19 protein-coding genes are annotated in these 23,062 nt (G+C 71.8%); 11 read left to right on the forward strand and 8 right to left on the reverse strand.

Translation table 11 applies throughout. The features are described 5' to 3' along the window. The first annotated feature begins 239 nt into the window (after positions 1 to 239). Positions 240 to 470: a helix-turn-helix transcriptional regulator gene (locus QOZ89_RS24705; RefSeq protein ID WP_083419919.1), complete on the forward strand. Its 231-nt coding sequence runs from the start codon at positions 240 to 242 to the stop codon at positions 468 to 470. Between the two features lie 628 nt (positions 471 to 1,098). On the opposite strand, the gene QOZ89_RS24710 is transcribed toward QOZ89_RS24705, so the two are convergent. The 5 genes from QOZ89_RS24710 to QOZ89_RS24730 form a co-directional block, all read right to left on the reverse strand. Beyond that, positions 1,099 to 2,121 carry an FAD-dependent oxidoreductase gene (locus QOZ89_RS24710; protein ID WP_312625561.1) on the reverse strand — a complete coding sequence of 341 codons (1,023 nt, stop codon included), beginning with the start codon at positions 2,119 to 2,121 and terminating at the stop codon, positions 1,099 to 1,101. Continuing rightward, positions 2,114 to 2,635, reverse strand: a complete 522-nt coding sequence (locus tag QOZ89_RS24715) for an isoprenylcysteine carboxyl methyltransferase family protein (RefSeq protein WP_312625563.1) — start codon at positions 2,633 to 2,635, stop codon at positions 2,114 to 2,116. Before QOZ89_RS24715 ends, QOZ89_RS24710 begins: the two co-directional genes overlap by 8 nt. Continuing rightward, positions 2,629 to 3,696: a type III polyketide synthase gene (locus QOZ89_RS24720; protein WP_312625565.1), complete on the reverse strand. Its 1,068-nt coding sequence runs from the start codon at positions 3,694 to 3,696 to the stop codon at positions 2,629 to 2,631. The genes QOZ89_RS24715 and QOZ89_RS24720 overlap by 7 nt, the downstream gene beginning before the upstream one ends. 218 nt (positions 3,697 to 3,914) lie before the next feature. Beyond that, entirely contained in the window at positions 3,915 to 4,562 is a 648-nt protein-coding gene (locus QOZ89_RS24725; protein WP_312625567.1) for a DUF488 domain-containing protein, read from the reverse strand. Positions 4,563 to 4,901: 339 nt separating this feature from the next. Beyond that, the gene (locus tag QOZ89_RS24730) at positions 4,902 to 5,675 is read right to left on the reverse strand and encodes a nucleotidyltransferase domain-containing protein (protein ID WP_312625569.1); all 774 of its coding nucleotides are present in this window, start codon (positions 5,673 to 5,675) and stop codon (positions 4,902 to 4,904) included. A gap of 594 nt (positions 5,676 to 6,269) precedes the next feature. On the opposite strand from QOZ89_RS24730, the gene QOZ89_RS24735 reads away from it, so the two are divergent. Together QOZ89_RS24735 and QOZ89_RS24740 are read left to right on the forward strand one after the other, a co-directional pair. Next, positions 6,270 to 6,872: a KH domain-containing protein gene (locus QOZ89_RS24735; RefSeq protein ID WP_312625571.1), complete on the forward strand. Its 603-nt coding sequence runs from the start codon at positions 6,270 to 6,272 to the stop codon at positions 6,870 to 6,872. 379 nt (positions 6,873 to 7,251) lie between these two features. Beyond that, positions 7,252 to 7,905 (forward strand): class I SAM-dependent DNA methyltransferase, encoded by a 654-nt coding sequence (locus tag QOZ89_RS24740; RefSeq protein ID WP_071053527.1) that lies wholly within the window; start codon positions 7,252 to 7,254, stop codon positions 7,903 to 7,905. Between the two features lie 35 nt (positions 7,906 to 7,940). Here QOZ89_RS24740 and QOZ89_RS24745 read toward each other — a convergent pair whose 3' ends face one another. Next, entirely contained in the window at positions 7,941 to 8,354 is a 414-nt protein-coding gene (locus QOZ89_RS24745) for a MerR family transcriptional regulator (protein WP_071053528.1), read from the reverse strand. A gap of 36 nt (positions 8,355 to 8,390) precedes the next feature. Beyond that, positions 8,391 to 9,401, reverse strand: coding sequence for an NADP-dependent oxidoreductase (locus QOZ89_RS24750; protein WP_071053529.1), 1,011 nt, complete (start codon positions 9,399 to 9,401; stop codon positions 8,391 to 8,393). Positions 9,402 to 9,845: 444 nt separating this feature from the next. Here QOZ89_RS24750 and QOZ89_RS24755 point away from each other — a divergent pair, with 444 nt between their 5' ends. The 5 genes from QOZ89_RS24755 (at position 9,846) to QOZ89_RS24775 (ending at position 16,412) form a co-directional block, all read left to right on the forward strand. Next, a complete protein-coding gene (locus tag QOZ89_RS24755; protein ID WP_312625576.1) occupies positions 9,846 to 10,532 on the forward strand; it encodes a hypothetical protein in 687 nt (228 codons plus the stop codon). Positions 10,533 to 11,019: 487 nt separating this feature from the next. Continuing rightward, a complete protein-coding gene (locus QOZ89_RS24760) occupies positions 11,020 to 12,312 on the forward strand; it encodes a GlnX family signal transduction membrane protein (protein ID WP_312625578.1) in 1,293 nt (430 codons plus the stop codon). Between the two features lie 2 nt (positions 12,313 to 12,314). Beyond that, positions 12,315 to 13,664: an ABC transporter substrate-binding protein gene (locus tag QOZ89_RS24765; protein ID WP_083419913.1), complete on the forward strand. Its 1,350-nt coding sequence runs from the start codon at positions 12,315 to 12,317 to the stop codon at positions 13,662 to 13,664. 498 nt (positions 13,665 to 14,162) lie between these two features. Then, positions 14,163 to 15,398, forward strand: coding sequence for an ABC transporter substrate-binding protein (locus QOZ89_RS24770; protein ID WP_241842346.1), 1,236 nt, complete (start codon positions 14,163 to 14,165; stop codon positions 15,396 to 15,398). Positions 15,399 to 15,521: 123 nt separating this feature from the next. Next, positions 15,522 to 16,412, forward strand: coding sequence for a bifunctional helix-turn-helix transcriptional regulator/GNAT family N-acetyltransferase (locus tag QOZ89_RS24775; protein WP_071053534.1), 891 nt, complete (start codon positions 15,522 to 15,524; stop codon positions 16,410 to 16,412). Between the two features lie 91 nt (positions 16,413 to 16,503). Here the strand turns inward: QOZ89_RS24775 and QOZ89_RS24780 are convergent, their stop codons facing one another. Then, positions 16,504 to 17,193, reverse strand: a complete 690-nt coding sequence (locus tag QOZ89_RS24780) for a hypothetical protein (protein ID WP_131804201.1) — start codon at positions 17,191 to 17,193, stop codon at positions 16,504 to 16,506. Between the two features lie 585 nt (positions 17,194 to 17,778). Here QOZ89_RS24780 and QOZ89_RS24785 point away from each other — a divergent pair. The 3 genes from QOZ89_RS24785 (at position 17,779) to QOZ89_RS24795 (ending at position 23,008) form a co-directional block, all read left to right on the forward strand. Continuing rightward, positions 17,779 to 19,521, forward strand: a complete 1,743-nt coding sequence (locus QOZ89_RS24785; RefSeq protein ID WP_071053536.1) for a helix-turn-helix domain-containing protein — start codon at positions 17,779 to 17,781, stop codon at positions 19,519 to 19,521. 705 nt (positions 19,522 to 20,226) lie between these two features. Next, on the forward strand, positions 20,227 to 21,357 hold the full coding sequence (locus QOZ89_RS24790; protein ID WP_071053537.1) for a uroporphyrinogen-III synthase: 1,131 nt from the start codon (positions 20,227 to 20,229) through the stop codon (positions 21,355 to 21,357). Positions 21,358 to 21,631: 274 nt separating this feature from the next. Continuing rightward, a complete protein-coding gene (locus tag QOZ89_RS24795) occupies positions 21,632 to 23,008 on the forward strand; it encodes an MFS transporter (protein ID WP_071053538.1) in 1,377 nt (458 codons plus the stop codon). Positions 23,009 to 23,062 lie beyond the last annotated feature (54 nt).

Consider the following 23,062-nt stretch of genomic DNA (forward strand, 5'->3'; position numbering starts at 1 on the left):
GACCGGTTGTTGAAGCGAACCCGACGCCCGCCATGGCCGGAGGACTCACAGTCCTCCGGCCATGGGTTCGAGCCCTACTCATCCACCATGCTCCGCCACGAGCGTCTGACCGGCAGGCTGGCATCGGCTCTCAGCGTCAAGCTATGTCGGCCGCCGGGCCTGGGATGACTCCAGCACTGCCCTAGCAACCACTGTCGATATGGAAACTTGCTAACCCGTCACTTCTAGTGTCTCTCACCGTGAGCGAGCCTGTTGGAACGGATCACGAGGACGATCTCCCCGTCAGCATCGACTACCTGATCAAGAAGACCGGAAGATCTCGAACCCGCTGCTTCCAACTCACCCAACGTCCTTCGTTTCCGGAGCCCGTCCAGCGCACAGCACTCGGACGCCTGTGGCGGAAGGGAGACGTCGACCGGTGGATCGAGATCTACCGTCCCAAAGACGCCCAGCAATCCACCGACACCTAGCCGAACAGCACCGCTCTGCCGGCTGGCCGAGGTTTCGCCCAACGCCGGGTATCCCTGTCGGGATCGGCTGGATCGCCGCGACCGCGTAGGCGCATGGGCGCGCACCGTAGACGGATCGCCAGGGCCACTCTCATTACTGGCGGCCCGCGCGAGTTTACGTTGAGGCAGTTGCGTTCGGCGAAGGAGGGCAATCCTGGCGGCAGTCTTCCGGATCGGAGACCCCGGGGACGGGCGAGATGACCTGCGAGGGTATCGGTCCGGCGGACAGAGACCCTGATCGCCCGCCACGGACTGACGGTGGGCTGCGGGACTGACGGTGGGCTGCGCCAGAGTTGGCGGTCGCCACACCGGGTGGCGGGGTCGGCCGGTCAGAGCGAGGCCTTGATCCTCGTCGCCGTCCTCGCCGTGGTCCTGCAACACGCCACCGCCGGCGCCCACACCCAGGCCGTCCTCGCCGGAGCCTTCGGCGACGCCTTCTGGTGGTCCGTCGCCTTCACCGCCGCCGCCGTCCCGTCTGCCTCCTTCTTCCCTGCCGCGCCCCGGTGCCTGCCACCCCCGACCCGGCAGAGGCCGAGTCCGTCGTCCTGGTGTAGACGCCCAGCCCCATGGCCACGGGCCCACGCTTATGTCAGCGGGCGAGCTGGTCGACGGCGAAGGTGAACAGTCCTGGGGCGCGTGCGGCGACCGGCACGATCCGCCGCGCCAGCGCTGGGCGGTTCCGAGCCCACAGCAGACCCGAGGTCAGCCACCTCGACCGCCGCGACGTGGTGGCCCACGCGCGTTCGTAGTCGCCGGGCCGGTCGGCGCGCAGGCATCGCACAAGTTCGGCCCCCGCGGCCAGCGCCACCGCCAGACCCTCGCCGGTCAGTGCGTCGATGTAGCCGGCGGCGTCCCCAACCAGCAGCACTCGACCCGCGACCCGGCCGGAGGCCCGCTGCCGCAACGGCCCGGCGCCCCGGACGCCGGAGACGGGTTGCGCGTCGGCCAGCCGGGCGGCCAGCTCGGGGAAGGCGGTGAGCTGGTCGGCGAAGCCGCCCCGGATCGACGAGAGCACCGCGACGCCGATGGTGTCCGCCGAGACGGGGGTGACGTAGGCCTCCGAATGCCGGGCCCAGGTCACCTCGACCGAGTCGCTGAACGGGCGCATGGCGAAGTGGCGGCGCAGCCCCCACCGCGGTGTCCCCACACGGCCGTTGGCGTTCAGCCCCACCATGGCGCGGATGGGGGAATGCAGGCCGTCGGCGGCGACGAGGTACCGGGCGCGCAGTTCACCGGCCCGCACGTGGTCGGCGCGCTGGTCGATCTCAGTGACGGGGGTCGGCAGCACCGGGACGGCGTGCTGATCGACAGCGGCGCGGAGCGCGTCGTGCAGGGCGGTGCGCCGGACCCCGCGGCCCAACCCGTCGCTGAACGTGGCGTGCGCGACCGAGGAGCCCTGTCGGTAGGTGATGCCCTCGATCACGTGGCCCGCGGGGTCGACGCCGAGCGCCGCGAGCGCCCGCACCGCGCCCGGCATCAGCCCCTCCCCACACGCCTTGTCGATGACCCCGCGGCGCTTCTCGCACACGACGACGTCCAGGCCCGCCCGCGCGCAGCCCAATGCCACCGCGAGCCCCGCCGGTCCGCCACCGGCCACCACGACGTCATGCATAGATCGACCGCAGCGCGTCGTTCTCGGCCCGGATCCGGACGGTCAGCAGCCAGGCGTTGAGCACCGTGAAGACCACGGCGGTGATCCACGCGGTGTGCACTAGGGGCAGGGCGAATCCTTCGACGACGACCGCGACGTAGTTCGGGTGCGCGAACAACCGATACGGGCCACTGGTGACCCGGGGCAGCCCTGGCACGACCAGAATGCGAGTGTTCCACTGATGCCCGAGCGTATGAATGCACCACCACCGCAGTGCCTGCGCGGCGAGCACCAGCGCCAGCATCGGCCAGCCGAGCGCGGGCAGGAAGTCACCGCCGCCCAGCCACACCTCCAACAGACAGCCGGCCAGCAGGCCGGTGTGGAGCACGACCATGAACGGGTAGTGAGAGAAGCCGCTCTCGCGGGCACCACGCGACAGGCTCCATGCCATATTTCGCTTGGCGACTATGAGCTCCGCCAGCCGCTCGAGAGCGACGAGCCCGACCAGGACCGTATACCAGACTTCGCTCACCATCGCAGTAGTACCAGTTCGGCGCAGAATCCGGGGCCCATCGCCATCAGCACGCCCCAGTCACCGGGAGCCGCCGGCCGTTCGACAAGGGTGTCGGCGAACACGTGCAGCACTGAGGCGGAAGACAGGTTGCCGATCCGGTTCAGCGAACGCCACGTTATCGCCAGGTCGTTGTCGTCGAGGCCCAGCGCCGTTTGGATGGCCTCGATGACTTTCGGCCCGCCAGGGTGACAAATCCAGCGTGCGATGTCGCCGACCACGAGCCCGTGCCGCGACAGGAGCTGCTTGACGTCATCGGCCAGGTATGTGTGAACCAGGTCTGGCACCTCCACACCCAGGACGATCTTCAGACCGGTGCTGCCGATGTCCCAGCCCATGGCGCGTTCGGAGTTCGGGTACAGATGGCTGACCGTGTCGACCACCCGTGGACCGCTGGGCGCGCGTGGATGGTCCGCGCCGAGGGCCACCACCGCGGCGGCGCCGTCGCCGAACAGCCCGGACGCGATCATGTTGGCCACGGTCGGGTCCTGGCGCTGCACGGTCAGCGAGCACAGCTCGACCGACACCAGCACCGCGACCGACGTGGGCCAGCCGCGCAGGAAGTCGTGCAGCCGAGCCACGCCCGCGGCGCCCGCCAGACACCCCAGACCGAACATCGGCACCCGCTTGACATCAGGCCGCAGCCCGATCCGGGCGGCGATCCGCGCGTCGAGGGAGGGCACCGCGATCCCGGTGACGGTCGTGGACATCATCAGGTCCACATCGGCGGGCTCGAGGCCGGCGCAGGCGAGCGCACCGAGCACGGCCTCGCAACCGAGATCCACCGCCACCGACAGAAACGCGTCGTTGGCCGCGGTGAATCCGTCCAGTTCGGTGTACCGCTCTATCGGCAAGGCCAAGTGGCGGGTGGCGACCCGGGCGCTGTTGTGCAGCCGAGTCAGCACGGCGCGTGACGTCGAGTCGGGTAGGCACAGCTGGGCGAACAATTCGGTGAGTCGTGCCTGCGGATATCGGTGCGGGGGGAGGACACCGCGTACCGACGCAATGGTCGTCGCTCTGTTCACCGTATGGCCTCCGCCTACGCTCGGCAGATGACCGGCCCGCCCGCGGCACCGCCGAGGCGCTCGCTGATCCGTGGTCTTCCCGGTTCCTGCCGCCTGACGCCGAGCCTCACCGTGACCACTGTAACGGTGGCGCTCGCCGCTAGTGTCGGCTCGACGTAGGACGGTGGGCCTCGCACCGGCGCCGCCCGCAGTGGCCAGTTGGGGCGCGGGGGCCTGGCTCAGGTCGGGCCGTCGGGGACGTGACCGTCTCGGGCGGGGTCGCTGGAGCTTGGCGGTCCGGTGGCCAGCTCGTCGTAGACGAGCAGGGAGTCGGGACGGAGCCGGGCGCCTGCCGTGGGCGTGTGGTTGACGAGGCGGCCGTCGTGCATGAGGTGCTGGACGGTCCACCCGTGGGCAAGGACCGCGACGTCGGCGATGATCCGACGATGGCAGCGCCACCAGACTGCCTCGCTGCACAGCACGGTGGTCCGTATCTGTTCAGCCTCGGCGAGCAGCCGGTCCATGGCGATCAGGAACCGGGGGTCGCGGGTGTAGCCGGCGTATCCGCGGAAGGACGTGTTCCGCCAGATGACATCGGGGGAATCCGGCTTCGGCCGGCGGAAGCCGCCGAGTCCTTGTTCCCAGCGATAGCCGATTCCGGCCGCCGGTAGCCACGCTGTCAGTGAGGCCCGGGCGACGTCGGGGTTCCGCCGGCTGCCTGGCACGCTGCGAACGTCCACGACGGCCTCCACCCCGGCGCCCCGCAGCAGCCCGGTCAGCGTCTCCCGGTCCGCCGTGCCATGACCGACTGTGAGCAGGCCAGGAGCCTGGCCCAGCCGCTTCCGCGGCGAGTCGGATGACGCCTGGTCGCGGTGGCAGCTGGCCATACCGATGGTGTCGCCACCACGCGGGCGCCCGACACGGCAAGGCGGCGGCGAGTCCGGTGCGGGCGCGCGGCTCGGCGTCCTCGGCGGGGCCATCTATGACCTCCGACTGGCGATCATCGCCGGCGCCGTCCTGCTCGCGTTCGGGCGCGCCCGCCGCCGCCACGGCGGCGGGCTGTGGGCGTGGCCGGCCTCGATACGACCGGAAGAGCCTGGCCACTCCGTGCAGGGGATATCGCCGTTGTTGGCCACTGCCAGCGCGCCGGATGCGGCCGTTATTGGCCAATGCGAGCATCACCGGGGCGTGGACAGCTGCTTCGTGCTCCGCCAGGTGGGTGGGGGTCAGGGTAAATGGCTGAGCACGGCCTGCACCGCCGCCGCGCACAGTTCCTCGGAGACGTCCACGAGCCTGCGGGCGGCCTCCGGATCGGCGCGGGCGTCTGCGACGAAGTGGTCGACCTGGCGCAGGTCCGCGCGGGTGAGCAGGGTCTTGTCGTTGGTGACCCACTCGCCGCGCGCCGCGAGCACGGCGTGCGCGGCCTGCGAGGTTGCCTGGGCGACCAGTCCGGCGCACTGGGCCAGCCGGCCATGGCGTGCGTGGTAGACCCGTGCGTAGTCGAAGGTCAGCCGCGCGTTGTCCCACCAGACTTTGGGCGCCCGTTCCCGCAGCGCCGCCGGGTAGTGCACCGTGGGCAGCTGGCCGCGTAGCACCCTGCTGACCGCGAGCTCCGCGAGTACGAGGTAGGACGGGATGCCGGCGAGGTGGAACATCAGCTGCTCGATGCGGAACCGGCCGTCGGCCGCGGCGGTGACTTCCTCCTCGACGACGTCGAGATCGCGGTAGTGCACGTCCGTGCGGCGTCCGTCGACGACCAGCCAGGCACCGCCGTTGAAGACGCCGCCGCCCCAGCCCCCGACCTCGAACACCTCGCCGGGCCAGCCGAGGTTGCGCAGCGCCTGGGGCTCGAAACGTTCCCGGTAGTAGACCGCGAAGTCCCAGTCGCTGTCCGGCCGGTGTGTGCCCTCGGCCCGCGACCCACCGAGGCTGACCGCCTGAACCCCGGGCAGGCTGGCGAGGCGCTCGGCGACGTGGTCGAGGAAGGCGTCGTCGTCCATGCACGGACGTTAACCCGGCTCATCACCCATCCACCTCGACCGACGACGGCGACAGAATCGCCTCCCGAGCGGCGTCGCCCGGCGCCTCCCGCAGACTGGCCAACTAACCCGGCCGTTGGCCATCTACTGGCCAACCATCACGGCGAGTGGCCATCTATCCCCGACCCCTACAGCGCGTGTAGGGATCACTCGAAGACGAGCAGTCGGTCCTCGTGATTCCGTTCGCGGCTATATGAGCGGAACCTTGGGTCGTGCGGCGGGGGTAGTTGAGCAGTTCTTGCTGATCCTGGCGGTGGTGGAGCCCGGTGTCAGCTACTGAACGTAGCCGTGGTCGGGCGCGACCGAAAAGGTCGAAGGCGGGTTGGACGTTGTGGGGCGTAGCCGCCGACACGGTAGGTGAAGCGCTGTCTGCGTCCGCTGGCGGCACAGTAGCCTGGGTGCAGGCAGGAGCGCCTGCCGCACTCCGAGCTGTCTGCGGCCCGCGCCCGCGGCGGCGGTGAGGACAAGGGCCGCTGGTTCGCGCTGTCGGTGAGTTCGGTCACTGCCGAGCCAGGCGATCAGGGCGCGGGGCAGCATCGCCGCGAGGGACCTGGCGTGACTGACGACAGCGCGTTCAAGAAGCAGATCCGGGCCCGGATGGCCGAGACCGGGGAGAAGTACACCGTCGCCCGCCGGATGGTGATCGCCGGGCGTGATCCTGGCCAGCCGCCGGTGGTGCTGCGGGTGTACCTGAGTCCGCATGTAGATCTGGAGCTGACCGCCGAGGCGGGCTGGGCGTACGCCGCGGCTGATGAGCAGGGGCGCAGGGAGATGGCGGGCCGGCTGCTGGCGGACCAGATCGAGGTGGCCGGGTTCGAGGAAGCGCGGGTCGCCGCTGGCTCGAAGATCGTGACGGACCAGGAGCTGCGCGCCGAGGCGGAGGCTGCGGAGGACGCCGCGATCCGCGGTGCGGTGCAGCGGGGCATAGAACGGGCGGTCGGGTTGTCGGCGGTGGAGGTCGGCCGGGCCGCGGATCGGCTGCGGGTCGATATCCGCGCCGCCCGGCCGATCTTGCTGGCTGGTCAACGCGGGGCGGAGGCCGACCGGCTCCGCGGCGAGATGGAGGAACTGACCGGCAGGCGGGTGCGGCTGGACATCTGGGAGGTGCCTGGCCCGCAGGAGGGGCCGGAGAGCGAGGGGTCCGGGCGTGTGGGCTGAGGACCGGAGCCGCTATCCGTATCCGTCGGTGCCTTGGTCCTGACTGCTGCGGCCGGCCTGACGTGTCGCCTTGATCACGGCGGGCCGGCCGTGGTGGAGCGCGGCTTGTGCCCGATAGGCCTGCGATGCCAGCGGGCCGCACTGAGTCCGCACCTCGACCGCCACAGAACGTGACTGCTCACCAGCCTGCGGCCTGCTGCTCATGTAGTGCTCAACTACGAGGCCGATTGCTCATCTATCCGTGATCTCTACACCCGATGTAGGAAACGGATCTACTTGGCCACTCCGAGCTGGCAGATCGCGGTTGGCCAGCGCCAGCGCACCGGCTGGCCACCGCAGTTGGCCAGCCCAGGCACGCCCACGCCTAGGATGATCGGCCATGGCCGAGTCTGCCCCGAACTATCTGGCGACCGTCGCGGCGGCGTATGACGGCGTGGCCGAGGTGTATGCGGAGCTTTTCGCCGACGTGCTCGACCGTCAGCCGCTGGAGCGTGCGCTGCTGTCCGCGTTCGCCGACCTCACGCGCCCCCTGCCCGGCCCGGTCGCCGACCTTGGCTGCGGGCCCGGCTACGCGACGGCCCACCTGCACCGCTCGGGGCTGGACGCGTTCGGTGTGGACCTGTCGCCGGAGATGATCGCCATCGCTCGACGCTCACATCCACAGCTGCGCTTCGAGGTGGGCACGATGACCGCGCTGGACCTGCCGGACGGCATCCTCAGCGGCGCCCTGTGCCGCTACTCGCTCATCCACATCCCACCCGCCGACATCCCCGCCATCCTCGCCGAGATCCACCGCGTCCTTGCACCCGGCGGCCACCTGCTGCTCGGTTTCCTGGCCACCGACGAGCCCGCAGCCGGAGTACACGCCTACGACCACCGGGTCACCGGCGCCTACCGCTGGCCACCCGACCACCTCACCGAGCTGGCACGGCAGGCAGGGCTGGTCGAGGTCGCCCAGCTGGTGCGAGCACCGACGGACGAAGAACGAGGCCGACAGGCACAGCTGCTGGCCCGCCGCCCGCAGCAGACGTAAGCCTCCACCGGATGACGCCCGTACCGGCTCCGAGGCTACCTGGCCACTTTTTCGTGGTCGTGGGTTGACCGCCCCGTCTGGTCGACTTGGCCAGTCAGTTCCGGGAGTCGAAGGGCCAGCTGGTCACGCAGCCGCGCCAGCGCCGTGATGCGCTCATCCAGTGTCGCAAGCCGCCGGGCGGCGACCGCGAGCGCGTCGTCGCACATGGGTGCTGGACGGAACCGGTCGGGCAGCGGGCGGTTCAGGAACGCGAGGAAGGATCGGATGTCCTCCAGCATGAACCCAACCGCGAGGAGTGATCTTATGTTGTCCACCCGAGTGACGTCGTCGTCCTCGTAGACCCGGTAGTCGCTCTGGGTACGACGGGGGCGTAACAGCCCCTGTTCCTCGTAGTAGCGAAGTGCCCGGGTGGTCGTTCCCGTGACCGCGGCCAGCTCGCCGATCAACATGATCCCACCTCCCGAGCGTCACGATAGGGCTCGCGCTTACGGAGCGAGGCGGATGATCACCTTGCCGGTGTAGGCGCCGCGGAGCATGTCGACGAACGCGGCCGGAGCGTTGTCCAAACTGTCGACGATGCTCTCGTCGAGGTGAAGACGTCCGGCGCGTAGCCACGCGGACATCTCCGCCTGGACCGTCGGTGCCCGGTGAAGGTGGTCGCTGGTGAGAAATCCCCGCAGCGTCAGGCGCTTGGCGATGGCGAGGATCAGATTGGCCGGCCCGGACGAGCGCGCCGCGCCGTTCTGCGAGGCGAGCGCGCCGCACAGGACGATCCGGCCGTGCGGGTTCATGACCTCGATCGCCGCCTCGAGCTGCGCGCCGCCGGCGTTGTCGAAGTACACGTCGACGCCGCCCGGCACGATCTTGCGCAGCTGGTCCGCGGGCGAGCCGTCGTGGTAATCGAAGGCGGCGTCGAAGCCGAGCACGCCGGTCAGGTGGGCCACCTTGGCCGGCGATCCCGCGCTGCCGACCACCCGAGCGGCGCCCTTCAAGCGTGCGATCTGGCCGACCAGACCACCGACCGCGCCGGCCGCGCCGGACACGAAGACGGTCTCACCCGTGGTCAATCTGGCGACGTCCACCAGTCCGGCCCAGGCAGTGAGGGCGGGGGCGAGGTGCGCTGACTGCGTGGGAAAAGCCTGACCGTCTACCTTGTGGAACCGATCCGCGTTCGCCAGTGCGAATTCCCTCCAGCCCAGCGCGTGTCGCACCAGGTCACCGACCGCGAGGTCGGGACTCGCGCTTGCGATCACACGGCCGACAGCGTCGCCGGTCATCACCTCGCCCACCGCGATGAGGGGGATCGGCACGCCGACATCGCTCATCCGGATCCGCGTCCCCGCGTCGAGGGACAGGAAGAGGTTCCGCACCAGCACCTCTCCCGCGGCTGGTTCCGGAACCGCGGCTGCGGCAAGGACGAGATCGCCGGGGGCGGGCATGCCGACCGGACGGGCGGCGAGTCGAACTTCTCGGCCTGTGCGTGGGGGCGTGTTCATGCCAGCGAACGCTAGAGGTTGACGTAAACGTCAAGGTCAAGCGCGAGCCGCGACCTCCCGAAACCAGCATCCGGCTGGCCAACTACCTCCGACATGGCCATCCACTGGCCAACTGACACCGGCAGTGGCCAAGTTCGTGCGTTCCCTACAACCCGACTGTGGAATCGCAGATAGATGAGCATTCAGCGTGCGGCCGTGAGGGGTGGTCGAGCAGTCTCCGGCGGGCGTCCGGCGGGATAGTTGAGCGGCCGTGAGGTGTGGATGGCTGGATCTTGCCCGTTTTGCCGCTACCGAGTGTGGTCGGTCGCCGTTGGCGCCGGTCCGGTCTCCTGGCTGGCTGCTGCGCGCGGCGCACTCCGCCCATGGATTCGTCGGTATCGCTATGGTTGCTGCCGAGTTGTGGTACGCGATGCGGGGTGCCCGGCTGGGGAGGGGAGCGGCGACGTGGGGCAGGAGGTGGCGGTGGACGCCGAGGCGCGGGCCGCGGCGGCGGCGCGGATGCGAGGGGCCGCGCGCGGGCTGCGTGCCTTCGACGTCGACACGTTCGCGGGCGAGAACGACGGGCCTCGCGCGGTACGCGACCCGGCTCCCGGCAGCGAGGGGGACCGGGCGCTGGTGGCCGCCGGCGCGCTCATCGAGGGCTGTGCGTCGTTCGTCGACCACCTGGTCGACGACATCGCGACCCTGCTGTCCGCGGGCGCCGCGACCGCCTACGACGCCGCGGTGAAGGGCTACACCCTCGCCGCGCTGGACCGCCTGCCGCCGACCTATGACGACCACTACACCGTCGCCTTCGGCAAGAAGCTCCTGGTCGCGACGATCACCGTCACCGGCCGGCTGGCGGAGCCGGACTGGATCCCGATGGCCTGCCTCGCCGAGCAGCTCGCGCTATACCTGGCGGTGGAGGAGGCCGCGGGCCTGCTGCGTCTGTACCGCCTCGACGACGACCCGCGGGCTCGCTACCAGTACTTCCAGGAGACGGCGTTCGAGAACAACGCCCATCTCCGTCTCTACGACGAGCCCGCCGCCGTCGACTACGCCGCCCACCCCGGAGCGGCACCCATCAACGCCTGGTTCACGCCCTTCTACGACGGCTTCTACGTCCACCCCTATGTGGAGCCGCGTTACTGATCGCGGGCCGAGGCGCACTGGGCGGGCCGCCGCGGGGGATGGCGTCACCCATGCGGATGAAGCGGCTGAACGCGCAGCGGGGCACCCTAGCACCGGGCCGTGGCCGCCTGCTGTCGGCTACGCGTCGCTTGCTGCCGGTCGCGGAGCCCGTCGGATTCGATCTAGAATCGCAGTCCATGACCGGGTCCGGCAGCAATGGGGCTGCGATCCCTCGGACGCTCGGCCGGTAGCGGGCAGACATGAGCGTCGGCCTCCCAGCACCCGGGTTATCACCACCGCCCGCTCGCGTGCGGCCCGCCAGCGCGCCGGCTCCCGCCGACGCCGCGACCGACGCCACATTCCCCGTCCGCGGCGTCCTGGTCCGGGCCGATCCAGCCGACCGGACCGACCGGGCTGACTGGGCTGATCGGGCCGGGACCGCTGGGCCGGCGCGGGCGGGCGGGCGTCGCCACGCCGGCGGCGCTCAGGAAGGCTGCCGCGGATGTTGATGAGGGCGAGACCGGGACGCGGCTGGCTGCGCGGACGCGCCAGGGAGACCTCCACGCCGGGCCGCCTGCTGCTGCTCGCCGGGCTGGTCGTGCTCGCCACGCTGGCCGTCGGGGCGACGGCGGTGGCGACGGTCCTGAGCCAGCGCCACACGGCGGTCACCCTCGCCGACCGGACGTCGCCCACGGTGGTGGACGCCGTCCGGGCCCGCGCCCTGCTGGCCGACGCCGACCTGGTCGCCGCGCAGAGCCTGCTCCCGCCAGGGTCGTGGGGCCCGCCCACCGCGCAGTTCCAGGAGGACATCAAGACGGCCGGCCAGGCGCTCGCGCGGGCGGCCGACAACTCCACCGCCGGCGAGGCCGACCGGGCGCAGATCCAGGCCGTCAACAACGGCCTGCTCGTCGTCTACCAGGGTGACGTCTACATCGCCGCGAACGCCAACGACGACGGCACCCCCTCCACGCCTCCGGGCGCCGACAACGGTGCCGGCGCCGGTACCGATGCCAGCGCTTCAGCCGGGTCCACGGCCGCGAGCGTGGGCCTCACGGGGGTCTACCTGGTGTACGCCTCGGACCTCATGCGTGAGCCGACCGGCATCCTGGCGACGGTCGCGGCGTTCCAGGCGCGCAACAGCGCGAACCTGCCGGACGAGGGGACGGCGCCCTGGGCGCTGCTCGGCGGCCACCTCGCCGCCGCCGTCGCGCTGCTGGCCCTGCTCGTCTACGCCCAGGTGTTCCTGCGCCATCGGTTCCACCGCGCCATGAGCCTCGGGCTGCTCGGGGCAGCGGTCGTCCTGGTGCTCCTCGCCGGCGGCCTGACGGCCCTCACGCTGCGAACCAGCCACGACATCGACCGCGGCGTCCGGGAGACGACGGCGGTGGCCTGCCTGTGGCAGGCACGCGAGGCGGCGGCGATCATCGAACAGGACCGGACCTTCGGCGAGTTGGCCCCGGGCCTCGCCCGCGGCGCGGTGCTGCCCACCGCGACCGACATCCAGAACGACCAGAACGGTCAGGACGACGTGGCCGTGGCGGACGGCTGCGGTGGGCAGGCCGGCCTCCCGGCCGCGGGTCAGGCCGACGGCGGCGGCGGCGGCGGTCCCGCCGCCGTGTACCAGGCACGCGACGCGCGGCTCGGTGTGCTCGTCGGCGAGCGGACCACGACGCTGGACGACGCCCTCGACGACGCGATCCCCGGAGTAGGCCTTCCGTGGGCGATGACCGCGGGCACCCTCGCCCTGCTGGCCCTCGGCGCCTACGCGTTCTGGCCGCGCATCCGGGAGTACGGGAGCTGATCATGGGTTCGCCCGGGCGTGTCCTAGCCATGCTGTCCGCCGTCGCCGTGCTCGGCCTCGGCGCCGTCGCCTGCGGCGGAGTCTCCTCGCGGCAGTCCGTCTCCGTGCTCGGCACCTGGACCGACGACGAGCAGGCGAGGTTCGCCGACGTCCTGCGGCCGTTCGAGCGGCAGACCGGGATCGACGTGCGGTTCGAGGGCACGCGTGACTTCGAGGCGGTGCTGGCCGGGCGGGTCCAGAGCGGGGACATGCCGGACCTCGCGCTGATGCCGAGCCTCGGCGACCTCGAGCAGTACGCACGCGGCGGCCAGCTGGTCGCGCTCGACGACGGTTCCGGCGCGGTCGACCTGGCCAGGATCCAGCGGGAGTACGGCCCGACCTGGCTCGGCGTCGGGAAGGTCCCCGGCGCGGACGGGCGCGACCGCGAGTACGGCCTCGTCGTCAAGGGGACGCGCAAGAGCCTCGTCTGGTACTCGGGCGCGCACTACTCCTGGCCCGTCCCGTCCACCCTGGACGAGCTCGTCGCCACCAGCCAGGAGATCGCCGCCACGGGTACGCCGCCGTGGTGCCTGGGGATGCGCTCCAGCTCGGACTCGGGCTGGCCCGGCACCGACTGGATCGAGGACATCCTGCTCCACCAGGCCACCGCCGAGGACTACCGGAGCTGGGCGAACGGCGATCTTGCCTGGACGAGTCCCACCGTGCGTAAGGCCTGGGAGACCTGGGGGAAGCTCGTCGCGCCCGCCATGGTGCGGGACGGGCCGGCCGGCGCCCTGCTGTCCGGCTTCCTCGACCCCGGCGCCGCCATGTTCGACCGGCGGCCCGGCTGCTACCTGCACCAGGCCGGCTCGTTCGCCGCCGGTGTATACCGCGACAGCGCCGGCCAGCCGGCGACGGATGCTCGGTATTTCGACTTCCCGGCCGCCAGCGGCGACCGGCGGATCATCATCGCCGGTGACGTCCTGGCGATGTTCCACGACACGCCCGCGGCGCGGCGGCTCGCGAACTACCTGACCGGAACTCAGGCCCAGGAGATCTGGGCCCGCGCCGGCGGCACGATCTCGCCCAACAACGCGGTGACGGCGACCGCCTACCCGGATGACGCGCTGCGCGCGCTGGCGCGCTCCGTCGAGGACACGGCCTGCGCGGACGTCGTCTTCGACGCCTCCGACGCGATGCCCGCCGCGATGCGGACCGCCTTCTACCAGGGCGTGACCGAGTTCGTCGCCAATCCCGCCCGTCTGGACAGGATCCTCGCCGGTCTCGACAACGTCCGCCTGCGTTCCTATCCCGCGGTGGCCGCGGGTGACTCGCCGCCACCGGAGCAGTTCTGCCCGTCCGGTTCCGGCTGACGGGGACCAGACTCGGCTCCCGCTGTTCCCGTTGCGCCCGCCGTCTCCGCGATTGCCGGCGGGCCGGCACGGTCCTTTGACCAGCCCGTGGGCCGGGCTTTGGCCGTCCGCTCGGCCCGGCTGGTTTGCGCGTGAAAATAGTCACGGAGTGTGAAGAAGGTCACGACGTGTGCGTCCGACCGGAAAACCGGTGGCCGAGGTCGAGCCCACTACCTTGCGAGAAAGGCGCCTACGTAACGGCGTGTTCCGTGCCGCCCCGTGACTGTTGTTCTTCTTTGGGCGCTCATGATATGCAAAGAGTGACACCCTCTTTACCTTCCGACGGGAAATGCGTGGGCGCTCGGCTGCCCGTGGGGGCCGGCGCCGGCGCGACCCCATGGGAATGATCCCGCGGTGACCCAGGTAGCGTTCGCGGAGTGATCATTCGGAATCACATTCTGTGCTGGGTGGCCGGGGGAGAGGATCGTCATGATGGGTCGGCGCGGACGTGTCAGGACCGTGGCGGCCGCGGCGGCGGCGGCCGTCGTGACGGGAATCCCGGCCGTGCTCGCCGGCTGCGCCTCGTCGTCGTCCGGACCGGTGCCCGCCGCTGGCGGTGACTGTCCATCACCGGGTGTGTCGGGTGACACCGTCAAGATCGGCCTCATCTACCCGGACAGCGGCAGCGAGTTCGTCGGGGACTTCCGGGCCGTGCGCAGCGGCGTGGACGCCAGGGTCGCCGTCCAGAACGCGAACGGCGGTATCCACGGCCGCAAGGTCGAGGTCGTCTGGCGGGACGACGAGTCGAATCCCGCCGTCTTCGCCAACATGGCGCACATCCTGATCGACAACGAGAAGGTCTTCGGCCTGATCGTGGAGTCGTTCGTCGCCGGGCCATCCGTCCAGTGGCTGGACGAGGCGGGCGTCCCGGCGGCCGGGGTCGCCGTCGACGCGAGCTGGACCGGGCACAAGAACCTGTTCTCCTCCAGCTCCCAGTTCAGCAGCGACGCCGCCGCGGACACCATCGGCAGCTACGTACGGGCGAACGGCGGGACGAAGGCCTACGTCGTGGCCGACCCGACCGCGCCGGGCACGAGCGGCGTCGTGTCCCAGTTCAGGTCCAGCCTGCAGAGCCAGGGCGTCCCGGTGGCGGGCGAGGGCGACTACAGCGCCGGCGCCTCCACCCCGGCCCACGTCGTCGACGGGCTCCGCAGGAGTGGGGCCGACACGTTGGTCGGCGCCCTGCGGCCCGAGGACTTCGCTGACATCTACGCGGCGGCCAAGGCCGCCGGGGTGCGGCTCAACGTCGCGCTGAGTGCCGCGGGCTACGAGAAGGACCTGCTCGCCGAACGGGGCGCGGACATGGCCGGCATGTCCGTCCTCGTCCGTTACACCCCTTTCGAGGCGAATTCCGCCGTCATGCGCACCTACCACACCGCGATGACCACCTACTCGCCCGAGCTCGAGGACGCCGACCAGGAGGCCGCGCTCTCCGCCTACGTCTCGACCGACGAGATGCTGCACGGTCTCGATCTCGCCGGCGCCTGCCCGACCCGCGATGCTTTCATCACGAACCTGCGCCAGGTGACGAACTACGACGCCGGCGGCCTGATCGCGCCGTCCAACCTCTCCGCGCCGACCGCGCCGGCCACGTGCTTCGCCTTCGTCAAGGCCGACGCGTCGGGGACGAAGTTCGAGCCGGTGCTACCCGCCGGTGGCGGCACGAACGGCTTCTGGTGCGGCAAGGCGATCTGAGCACGCCCTGCCCATGAGGCGCCCGGGCCCCGGGCGCGTCCGTGCGATCCGGCCGTGGCGCGTCCGTCTGGCGGGAGCTGTCGGGCTTTTCCCGGCCATGTTCTCTGACTAAAGTCAGAGAGCATGGCCGACGTCGCGACGACCGCTGTGATCCGACGCTTCAACCGCGCCTACACCCAGCGGATCGGCGCGCTGGAGGACTCCTTCCTCGGGGTGGGCCTGCCGTTGGGCACGGCCCGGCTGCTGTTCGAGATCGGTGCCGAACCGGCGACCGCGCAGGCGCTGCGCTCCCGACTGGGGCTGGACTCCGGCTACCTCAGCCGGCTGCTGCGGCGCCTGGAGGAGGAAGGGCTGGCCGTGGTCACGCCGGACCCGGCGGACCGGCGGCGACGGCTCGTGGACCTGACGCCTGAAGGCAGACGCCGCTGGCAGCAGCTGGAGGACCGCTCCGAGACGCGGGCGCGCCAACTGGTCGAGCCGCTGTCCGCGCGGCAGCGGGAGCGGCTCGCGACGGCCCTGGCGGAGGCGGACCTGTTGGTACGGGCGGCCACGGTGACGTTCGAACAGGTCGAGCCGAACTCGCCGGTGGCACGGGACGCGGTCGGCCGGTACTTCGCCGAGGTCGGCCAGCGGTTCGGGTTCGACCCGGCGGGCGAGCCGGAGAAGGACGCCGTCGACCTGGCGCCGCCGCGCGGCGGGTTCTTCGTGGCGGTCAGCGACGGCGAGCCGGTGGCCTGCGGGGGCGTGCGCACGCTCGACGACGGCGTCGGCGAGATGAAACGGATGTGGGTGCACGACGGGTGGCGGGGTGCCGGGCTGGGGTCGCGGCTCCTGCGCCATCTGGAGGACGCGGCCCGGGCGCTCGGCCACCGCGTCTCCCGGCTGGACACCAACGAGACGCTCGTCGAAGCGATCGCGCTGTACGACCGGGCCGGGTACCTGCGCACACCGCGATACGGCGACAATCCGTTCGCGACCCACTTCTTCGAAAAGTCCCTCACGGCTCCCGCCTGACCGGTGCCGCCGGCCGGGATTCCAGCCCCACGGCGAGAAGCCCGCCCCCGGCGTCAGGATGCCTCCGGCGTCTGAGGAGACCGGCCGCCGGTCACTCCTCCTCGCCGGGGTCGGGGCCGGGGCGGCGGCGGGGGCGGATGACGCGGGCGGTGCCTGATCCGGGGCGGGGGCGGATGGTCCAGCTCGCGACCCAGGCCGCGTCATCGGGGCCGTCGGCGGGGGTGAGACCGGGCGGCGGCTCGTCACCGGAGTCCCCGACAGGCTGGGGCGACGAACTGGGGGCACGGCGGGAGCAGAGCTCCCAGATGCTGGCCGGGGGCTCGCCGGCGAGCCGGACCGCGTGCGACACGGCGATGAACCCGCCTTCGGGCCGCGGGCGCTGGGCGCTGGTGACGACGGCGGCCGGCTGGCCGGTCACCGCGCGGGTATCGCGCAGCCAGCCGGCGACCGCGACGGCGACCGCCGTCGCGCGCATCGGGACACCTCTCCAGTGCAGCACCACCGCGATGTTGTTCACCTCGGCGAACCGGACCGCGACCCGGACCAGCGCACGCTCGTAGACGCCGATGAACTCCCCGTCGCCGGTCGGGAGCCGCCGCCCGCCGCCGCGTACCGGCGGGGCGCTGGCCCGCAGCACGATCAGCCCGTCCTCGTCCGGCACGGAGAAGCCCTCGGGCACCAGAGCGAAATCCACCCAGCCGGTCTCTGTCCGGACCTGGGCATGGATGCCGGGCAGGCCGTCGGTCACGACCATGACCGCGTCGACCCACGTACGCCGCAATACCCGCCTGCTTTGCATTTCGATGACCAGTCGCATTCATGTTCATGGTGCCTGGTGGGTGATAAGCCGTGGCAATGCTTCGTCGAAGCACCGCGGCCGGCCGGGCGCGCTTCCCGCGCCGATTCCGCCATGTTGTTGTGCACCCCCGTAGTGGTCAGGCGTCGCGAGCGGCACGGAGAGGGTCCGCTCGCCCTCCCGTCCTCCACCCGCGCGTCGGCGCGGCGGCCCTGGGAAGGCCGCGCGGGTGGGCGGTTGCGGCGCGGAGATCTGGCGGGGCTCGGTCCGTGCCTTACGGTGCGCCGACCACGCTGTCGGCCCACCATTGTCGGGTCCGGCCGGCCCCGGGGAGCGGTGCCGGTCGAGCCCGTCGTGAGTAGCTTCAACTCCGCACGGCAGCGGATCCAGCACGTTCGGCTAATCGGGATAGACGGGGAGCCGGCGGGGAACCATTGGGAGTGATCCCCTATTAGCCGTTCCGTTAGCCGTTCCGTTAGCCGTTGGACCACCTTTAGGTGATGGGGCCAATCGGCCTACCCGCATAGGCCGTTATGCTCGGCGTGGACATGGAAGGAGCGTCTGACGCCAATGGCTCCGAGTGTGCGCCACTGCTGGGACCCGGATCGACTGCGACGGTACCGGGAACGCCACGGGCTCACGCTCGACCAGGTGGCTGACGCGATACGCAATCTGGCGCTCGCGGGTTTCACGCCGCCGAACGCCACGTTTCAGACAGTTGGCCGGCACGAGCGCGGGGAGTCATATCCAGGGCCGCGCTACCAGCGGGCCTACCGCGAGTTGTACGGAGCCTCCGAAGTCGCGCTGGGCTTCCGCGCGCCGCTGCCTTCCGAGGTGGCCGCCACTGGCCGCCCGGCGCCGCGCGGGCCCGCGGGTGCCCGCCGGCCGCGCCTGAGCGGGCTGACCGATCTGGACAGGCTGGCCCAGCTCGCCGACATGGCCGATCTCGCGGATCTGGCCGACCCGCCGCCGGGCTCGCCGGACCGCGCAGGCGACCTACCGGGGCCGCGGGATGCGGACGACCCGGCCCGAGGCTCGCGGCCGTCACCGGACGAGCCGTCCGCGCGCCGGCGAGCCCGCGGCCAGGCCGTGTTCGCGCGGGCCGTCACCGCCACGTCGGAGCCGGCCAGTGGCCGGGCCGCCGCGAGGGCGAACGTGGCCGGGCGCGCCGCCGCGCGCGCGGCGCTGGCGACCCGGCTGTCCACCATGGTCATACCGCCGGTGTCGCTGGACGGCTACGAGTCCGACGCGCTCACCGTGCTGGGGCCCGCGGCCGACATCGATCTGGGCACGGGTGCGCCGACAGGAGTGCAGGAGGCGGCCGCCCGGGCGCTCACCTCCACCCGGCTGCGCGACGCGGCCAGCCGGGTGGCCAGGGCGGCCGACGCCCCGCTCGCCGACGCGCTGTCGGTGATTCTCGCCGCGCAGCGGGAGGTCGAGGACACCGTCGGCTCGGCGCCACTGCTCGGCCCGGTCACCGCCCAGCTCGCCGCGCTGATGCCGCTGGTGATCGAGGCACGAGGCCCGGCCCGCCAGGCGATGGTCGACGTCGCCGCGCAGTGGGCCCAGTTCGCCGGCTGGCTGCACGCCAACACCGGCGCGACCGCGCAGGCCCGGGTCTGGCTTGACCGCGCCGCGGAGTGGGCCGCCGAGTCGGACAACCAGAGCCTGACCGCGAACATCCTCAGCTACAAGGGCCACCTCGCCTGGGAGGCGTGCGCCGTCGGCCCGCTCATCGGCCTGTCCCAGGCCGCTCAGCGGGTCCCGGTCGTCTATCCCGGCCAGCACGCCTACGACGCCGGGCAGGAGGCCCGTGGACACGCCATGGCCGGCGACGCGCGGGCCACCGACCGCAAGCTCGGCGAGGCCCGCGAGCTGTGGCGTAAGGCCAGCGAATTCCCTGACGGCCCGCCGCCGTGGAGCTACTACTTCTCGCCGGCGTTCGCCCGGCTGCAGGAGGGGCTCGCGCATCGTTACCTGGCACGCGTCGACCCCCGGCGGGCGCGCCAGGCAGCCGGGGACCTGAGTGCCGGTCTCGCCGGCCTGCCGGAGGAGATGCGCCGCGCCGAGTGGGCGGCCGAGTACGTCTACCACCTCGCCGTCGCCCACATCCACACCGACGAGGCGGAACAGGCCTGCGCGGACACCCTGGACGCCGCGGCGATCGCCCGGGCCACCGGCTCCCGCCGGGTCATGAACCAGGTGCGCAGCCTTCACGACCGCGTCGCCGAGCGCTGGCCGACGCTCGCCGCCGTCACCGAGCTCACCGACCAGCTGCACCACCCCGAGCGGCCCGGACGCCCGGAGGCGTAGCGGCCCAGGCGTAGAGGCCCAGGCGTAGCGGCCCAGGCGTGGCGGGCCCGGCCGCGCCAGGCTGGCTCCGGCGGCGCATGGCCAGCCCGCGTCCGGGGCGGGGCGACGCACGCGCGAAGGCGAGGGGCGCCCGGCGGCGTGTGCCTACCGCCGCGTGGAAAACTCCGTGAGTGCCCGCCACGCCTCGCGGCGCGGGTGGGAGGGAGACGGCCCGCGGTTCTGGTATCGGCCACGGACTCCGGGCACGGGTGCTCTGGCCACTTTTCGCGCCGGGCCGGAGGCAATACCCGGGCCGGATTGATATTTCGGTCCTGTTGCGGCGCGGTAAGCAGGTGAGGCGGCGTCCGCACATTGCGGGCCCGGGAGATGTGAGGGCAACCGAGATCGTCCCCGTGAGGCGCGATGCGTTACCCGGATGAGGCCGTGACGAAATTGACAGGACATGGCCCGCGGCGATGCTGGCCGGTATCGTCGGCGGGGCACGGGCCCGGGCTGGCCGCATTGCCAGCGGGGACTGACGCCAGCGACGGCGTCTGACGGGCGATACGCGCCTTCCCGCGCCGGTCATGCGTCCCAGGGATGCCGGCGACGCCAGGCCAGGAAAGATCCCGTCATATACATCGGCCCGGGACCACCTTGGTCGGGAACAGGCGCCTGATGGCGGGGATACTCAGCGCCCCCGCCCTGGCCAGCGAGGGAGGCGGCATGTCGGAACCGAATCCCGGCCCGGTACCCCCGCTGCTCGGATTCACCATCGGCCTGACCGCCGCCCGCCGCCGCGACGAGCTCGCCAGCCTGCTGGAACGGCGCGGCGCCAAGGTCGTCCAGGCGCCGGCGCTGCGGATCGTGCCGCTCGAGGACGACGGCCGGCTGCTGGAGGCGACCAGGGCGTGCCTGGCCGCGCCGCTGGACGCGGTGGTCGCCACCACCGGGATCGGGTTCCGCGGCTGGATGGAGGCCGCGCACGGCTGGGGGCTGGGCGACGAGCTGTCCGGCGGGCTCGCCGCCGCGCGGCTGTTCACCCGCGGCCCGAAGGTCACCGGGGCGGTGCGCGCCGCCGGTCTTTCGGAGTGCTGGTCGCCGGTCTCCGAGTCGGGCGCCGAACTGCTCGACCACCTGCTCGGCCAGGACCTGCGCGGCAAGCGGATCGCCGTCCAGCTGCACGGCGAGCCACTGCCGGGCATGATCGACGGGCTGCGGGCCGCCGGCGCGGATGTCGTCGAGGTCCCGGTCTACCGCTGGGAGCCGCCGGAGGACTCACGGCCGGTACGCAAGCTCGTCGAGCAGGTCGTGTCCGGCGGTGTGGACGCGCTCGCGTTCACCAGCGCCCCCGCGGTCGCCAGCCTGCTGGCCACGGCGACGGAGCTCGGCCAGCGCGAGGCGCTCGTCGAGGCCATGAGTGGGCCGGTGCTGGCCGCCTGCGTCGGGCCGGTGTGCGCCGGGCCGCTGCGCCTCCTGGGCATCCCGACCGTCCATCCGGAGCGGTTCCGGCTCGGCGCGCTGGTCCGCACGGTCTGCGAGGAACTGCCCGCGCGGCGCGCCCGCGAAGTCGACGCCGGCGGGCACCGGCTGCGGGTGCAGGGCTGCGCGGTGGTCGTCGACGGCGGCCGGACGGTCATGCTCGCGCCGAAGGCGGCGGCGGTGCTCGTCGCGCTCGCCGAGCGGCCGGGCAGGGTGCTCTCCCGCGCCGAGCTGCTCACCCGCACCGGCGCGGGCGCCGGCGCCGACGAGCACGCGATGGAGATGACGGTCGCCCGGCTGCGGACGGCGCTGGGCCCGGCCGGCCGGGCCATCGAGACCGTCCTCAAGCGCGGCTACCGCCTCGCCGCCGGCTGACCGCCCGCGCGTGCTCGGGACGGCGGTGCGCCGGCCCGAGCCGGCACGCATTCCAGCTCACCGGTGCCCGGTTTCGCATCGACGGTCCGCTCACATCGGCCGCGCGAGCGGCGTGAGCGAAAGGATCAAGAATCGTCACCGCCGGAGGCCGCCGCCGTAACGGCGGCTTCCTACTTTCATGTCGGACCCGGTACCCAGCATCGGGCCGGGCCGGCGGCGGCGTGAAATTCTCTTGCCCGCCCGCAGGGCCCCGGGCGCGGCGAAGGGAAATGACATGAGTACGACGGCGGAAGGTTTCCGGCCGGTAGACGGGGTGGCCGCGCCGGCCAAATCGGGCCGGTGGATCGACGACTGGCGGCCGGAGGACCCGGTGTTCTGGGAGAACACCGGGGCGCGCATCGCCCGTCGAAACCTGGTCTTCTCGATTTTCTCCGAGCACATCGGCTTCTCAATCTGGAGCCTGTGGTCAGTCATCGTCCTTTTCCTCGGCCCCAAGTACCACATCGACCCGGCCGGCAAGTTCCTGCTCACCACCGTCCCGACGCTGACCGGCGCGACGCTTCGGCTGCCGTACACGTTCGCCGTCGCGAAGTTCGGTGGCCGCAACTGGACGATCGTCTCCGCGGTGATGCTGCTGGTGCCGCTCGCGGTCACCGCGGTCATTCTGAAGCCCGGCGTCAGCTACACCACCCTGTTGATCACGGCCGCGATCGCCGGCGTCGGCGGTGGCAACTTCGCCTCCTCCATGGCCAACATCAACACGTTCTACCCCGACCGGTTCAAGGGCCGCGCGCTCGGCCTGAACGCCGGCGGCGGCAACCTCGGCGTCGCGGCCGTCCAGCTGGTCGGGCTGCTGGTGCTGGCGACGGCGGGCAAGGAGCACCCGCGGCTGATCCTGGCGATCTACCTGCCGCTGATCGTGCTGTCGGTGCTGGGCGCGGTCCTGTTCATGGACAACATCTCCTCGGCCCGCAACGACACCCACGCGATGCGCGACGTCGCCCGTGACGGCCACACCTGGGTCATGTCGCTGCTCTACATCGGCACCTTCGGCTCGTTCATCGGGTTCGGCTTCGCCTTCGGCCAGGTGCTCCAGGTGCAGTTCAAGGCCGACTTCTCCACGCCCATCAAGGCCGCCTACCTGACGTTCCTCGGCCCGCTGGTCGGCTCGCTGATCCGGCCGGTGGGGGGCATCCTCGCCGACCGCCTCGGCGGCGCGCGGGTGACCTTCGCGAACTTCGTGGCGATGGCGGCGAGCGCCGGACTGGTGCTCGCGGCGTCGTTGGCGAAGTCGCTGCCCCTGTTCCTCGTCGGCTTCCTGCTGCTGTTCGCCTTCACCGGTATCGGCAACGGCTCCACCTACAAGATGATCCCGGCGATCTTCCGGGCGAAGGCGGTCCTCGCCGGCGACCCGGACGTGGACGCCGCCAACCGGGAGGCGCGCCGCCTGTCCGGCGCGCTCATCGGGCTCGCCGGCGCGATCGGCGCCTTCGGCGGCGTGCTGGTGAACCTGGCCTTCCGCGAGTCGTTCCTGACGTACAAGACCGGCAACGGCGCCTACATCGTCTTCATCGCCTTCTACGCACTCTGCTTCGTCGTCACCTGGGCCGTCTATCTGCGCCCGTCTCCCCGCCGCCTCCCCGGCATCTGACCCGCCCGGCGGGGGGGGGGGGGGGGGGGGGGGGGGCGCCGCCCCCCCCCCCCC

Source organism: Pseudofrankia coriaricola, assembly GCF_032027725.1.
GTDB lineage: Bacteria > Actinomycetota > Actinomycetes > Frankiales > Frankiaceae > Pseudofrankia.

What these genes read in the sequence shown, in the direction of transcription:
- QOZ89_RS24710 (WP_312625561.1), bottom strand. Translation starts at nt 2,121, where the DNA reads ATGCATGACGTCGTGGTGGCCGGTGGCGGACCGGCGGGGCTCGCGGTG.
- QOZ89_RS24715 (WP_312625563.1), bottom strand. Translation starts at nt 2,635, where the DNA reads ATGGTGAGCGAAGTCTGGTATACGGTCCTGGTCGGGCTCGTCGCTCTC.
- QOZ89_RS24725 (WP_312625567.1), bottom strand. Translation starts at nt 4,562, where the DNA reads ATGGCCAGCTGCCACCGCGACCAGGCGTCATCCGACTCGCCGCGGAAG.
- QOZ89_RS24730 (WP_312625569.1), bottom strand. Translation starts at nt 5,675, where the DNA reads ATGGACGACGACGCCTTCCTCGACCACGTCGCCGAGCGCCTCGCCAGC.
- QOZ89_RS24740 (WP_071053527.1), top strand. Translation starts at nt 7,252, where the DNA reads ATGGCCGAGTCTGCCCCGAACTATCTGGCGACCGTCGCGGCGGCGTAT.
- QOZ89_RS24745 (WP_071053528.1), bottom strand. Translation starts at nt 8,354, where the DNA reads ATGTTGATCGGCGAGCTGGCCGCGGTCACGGGAACGACCACCCGGGCA.
- QOZ89_RS24750 (WP_071053529.1), bottom strand. Translation starts at nt 9,401, where the DNA reads ATGAACACGCCCCCACGCACAGGCCGAGAAGTTCGACTCGCCGCCCGT.
- QOZ89_RS24760 (WP_312625578.1), top strand. Translation starts at nt 11,020, where the DNA reads ATGAGGGCGAGACCGGGACGCGGCTGGCTGCGCGGACGCGCCAGGGAG.
- QOZ89_RS24765 (WP_083419913.1), top strand. Translation starts at nt 12,315, where the DNA reads ATGGGTTCGCCCGGGCGTGTCCTAGCCATGCTGTCCGCCGTCGCCGTG.
- QOZ89_RS24775 (WP_071053534.1), top strand. Translation starts at nt 15,522, where the DNA reads ATGGCCGACGTCGCGACGACCGCTGTGATCCGACGCTTCAACCGCGCC.
- QOZ89_RS24785 (WP_071053536.1), top strand. Translation starts at nt 17,779, where the DNA reads ATGGCTCCGAGTGTGCGCCACTGCTGGGACCCGGATCGACTGCGACGG.
- QOZ89_RS24790 (WP_071053537.1), top strand. Translation starts at nt 20,227, where the DNA reads ATGTCGGAACCGAATCCCGGCCCGGTACCCCCGCTGCTCGGATTCACC.
- QOZ89_RS24795 (WP_071053538.1), top strand. Translation starts at nt 21,632, where the DNA reads ATGAGTACGACGGCGGAAGGTTTCCGGCCGGTAGACGGGGTGGCCGCG.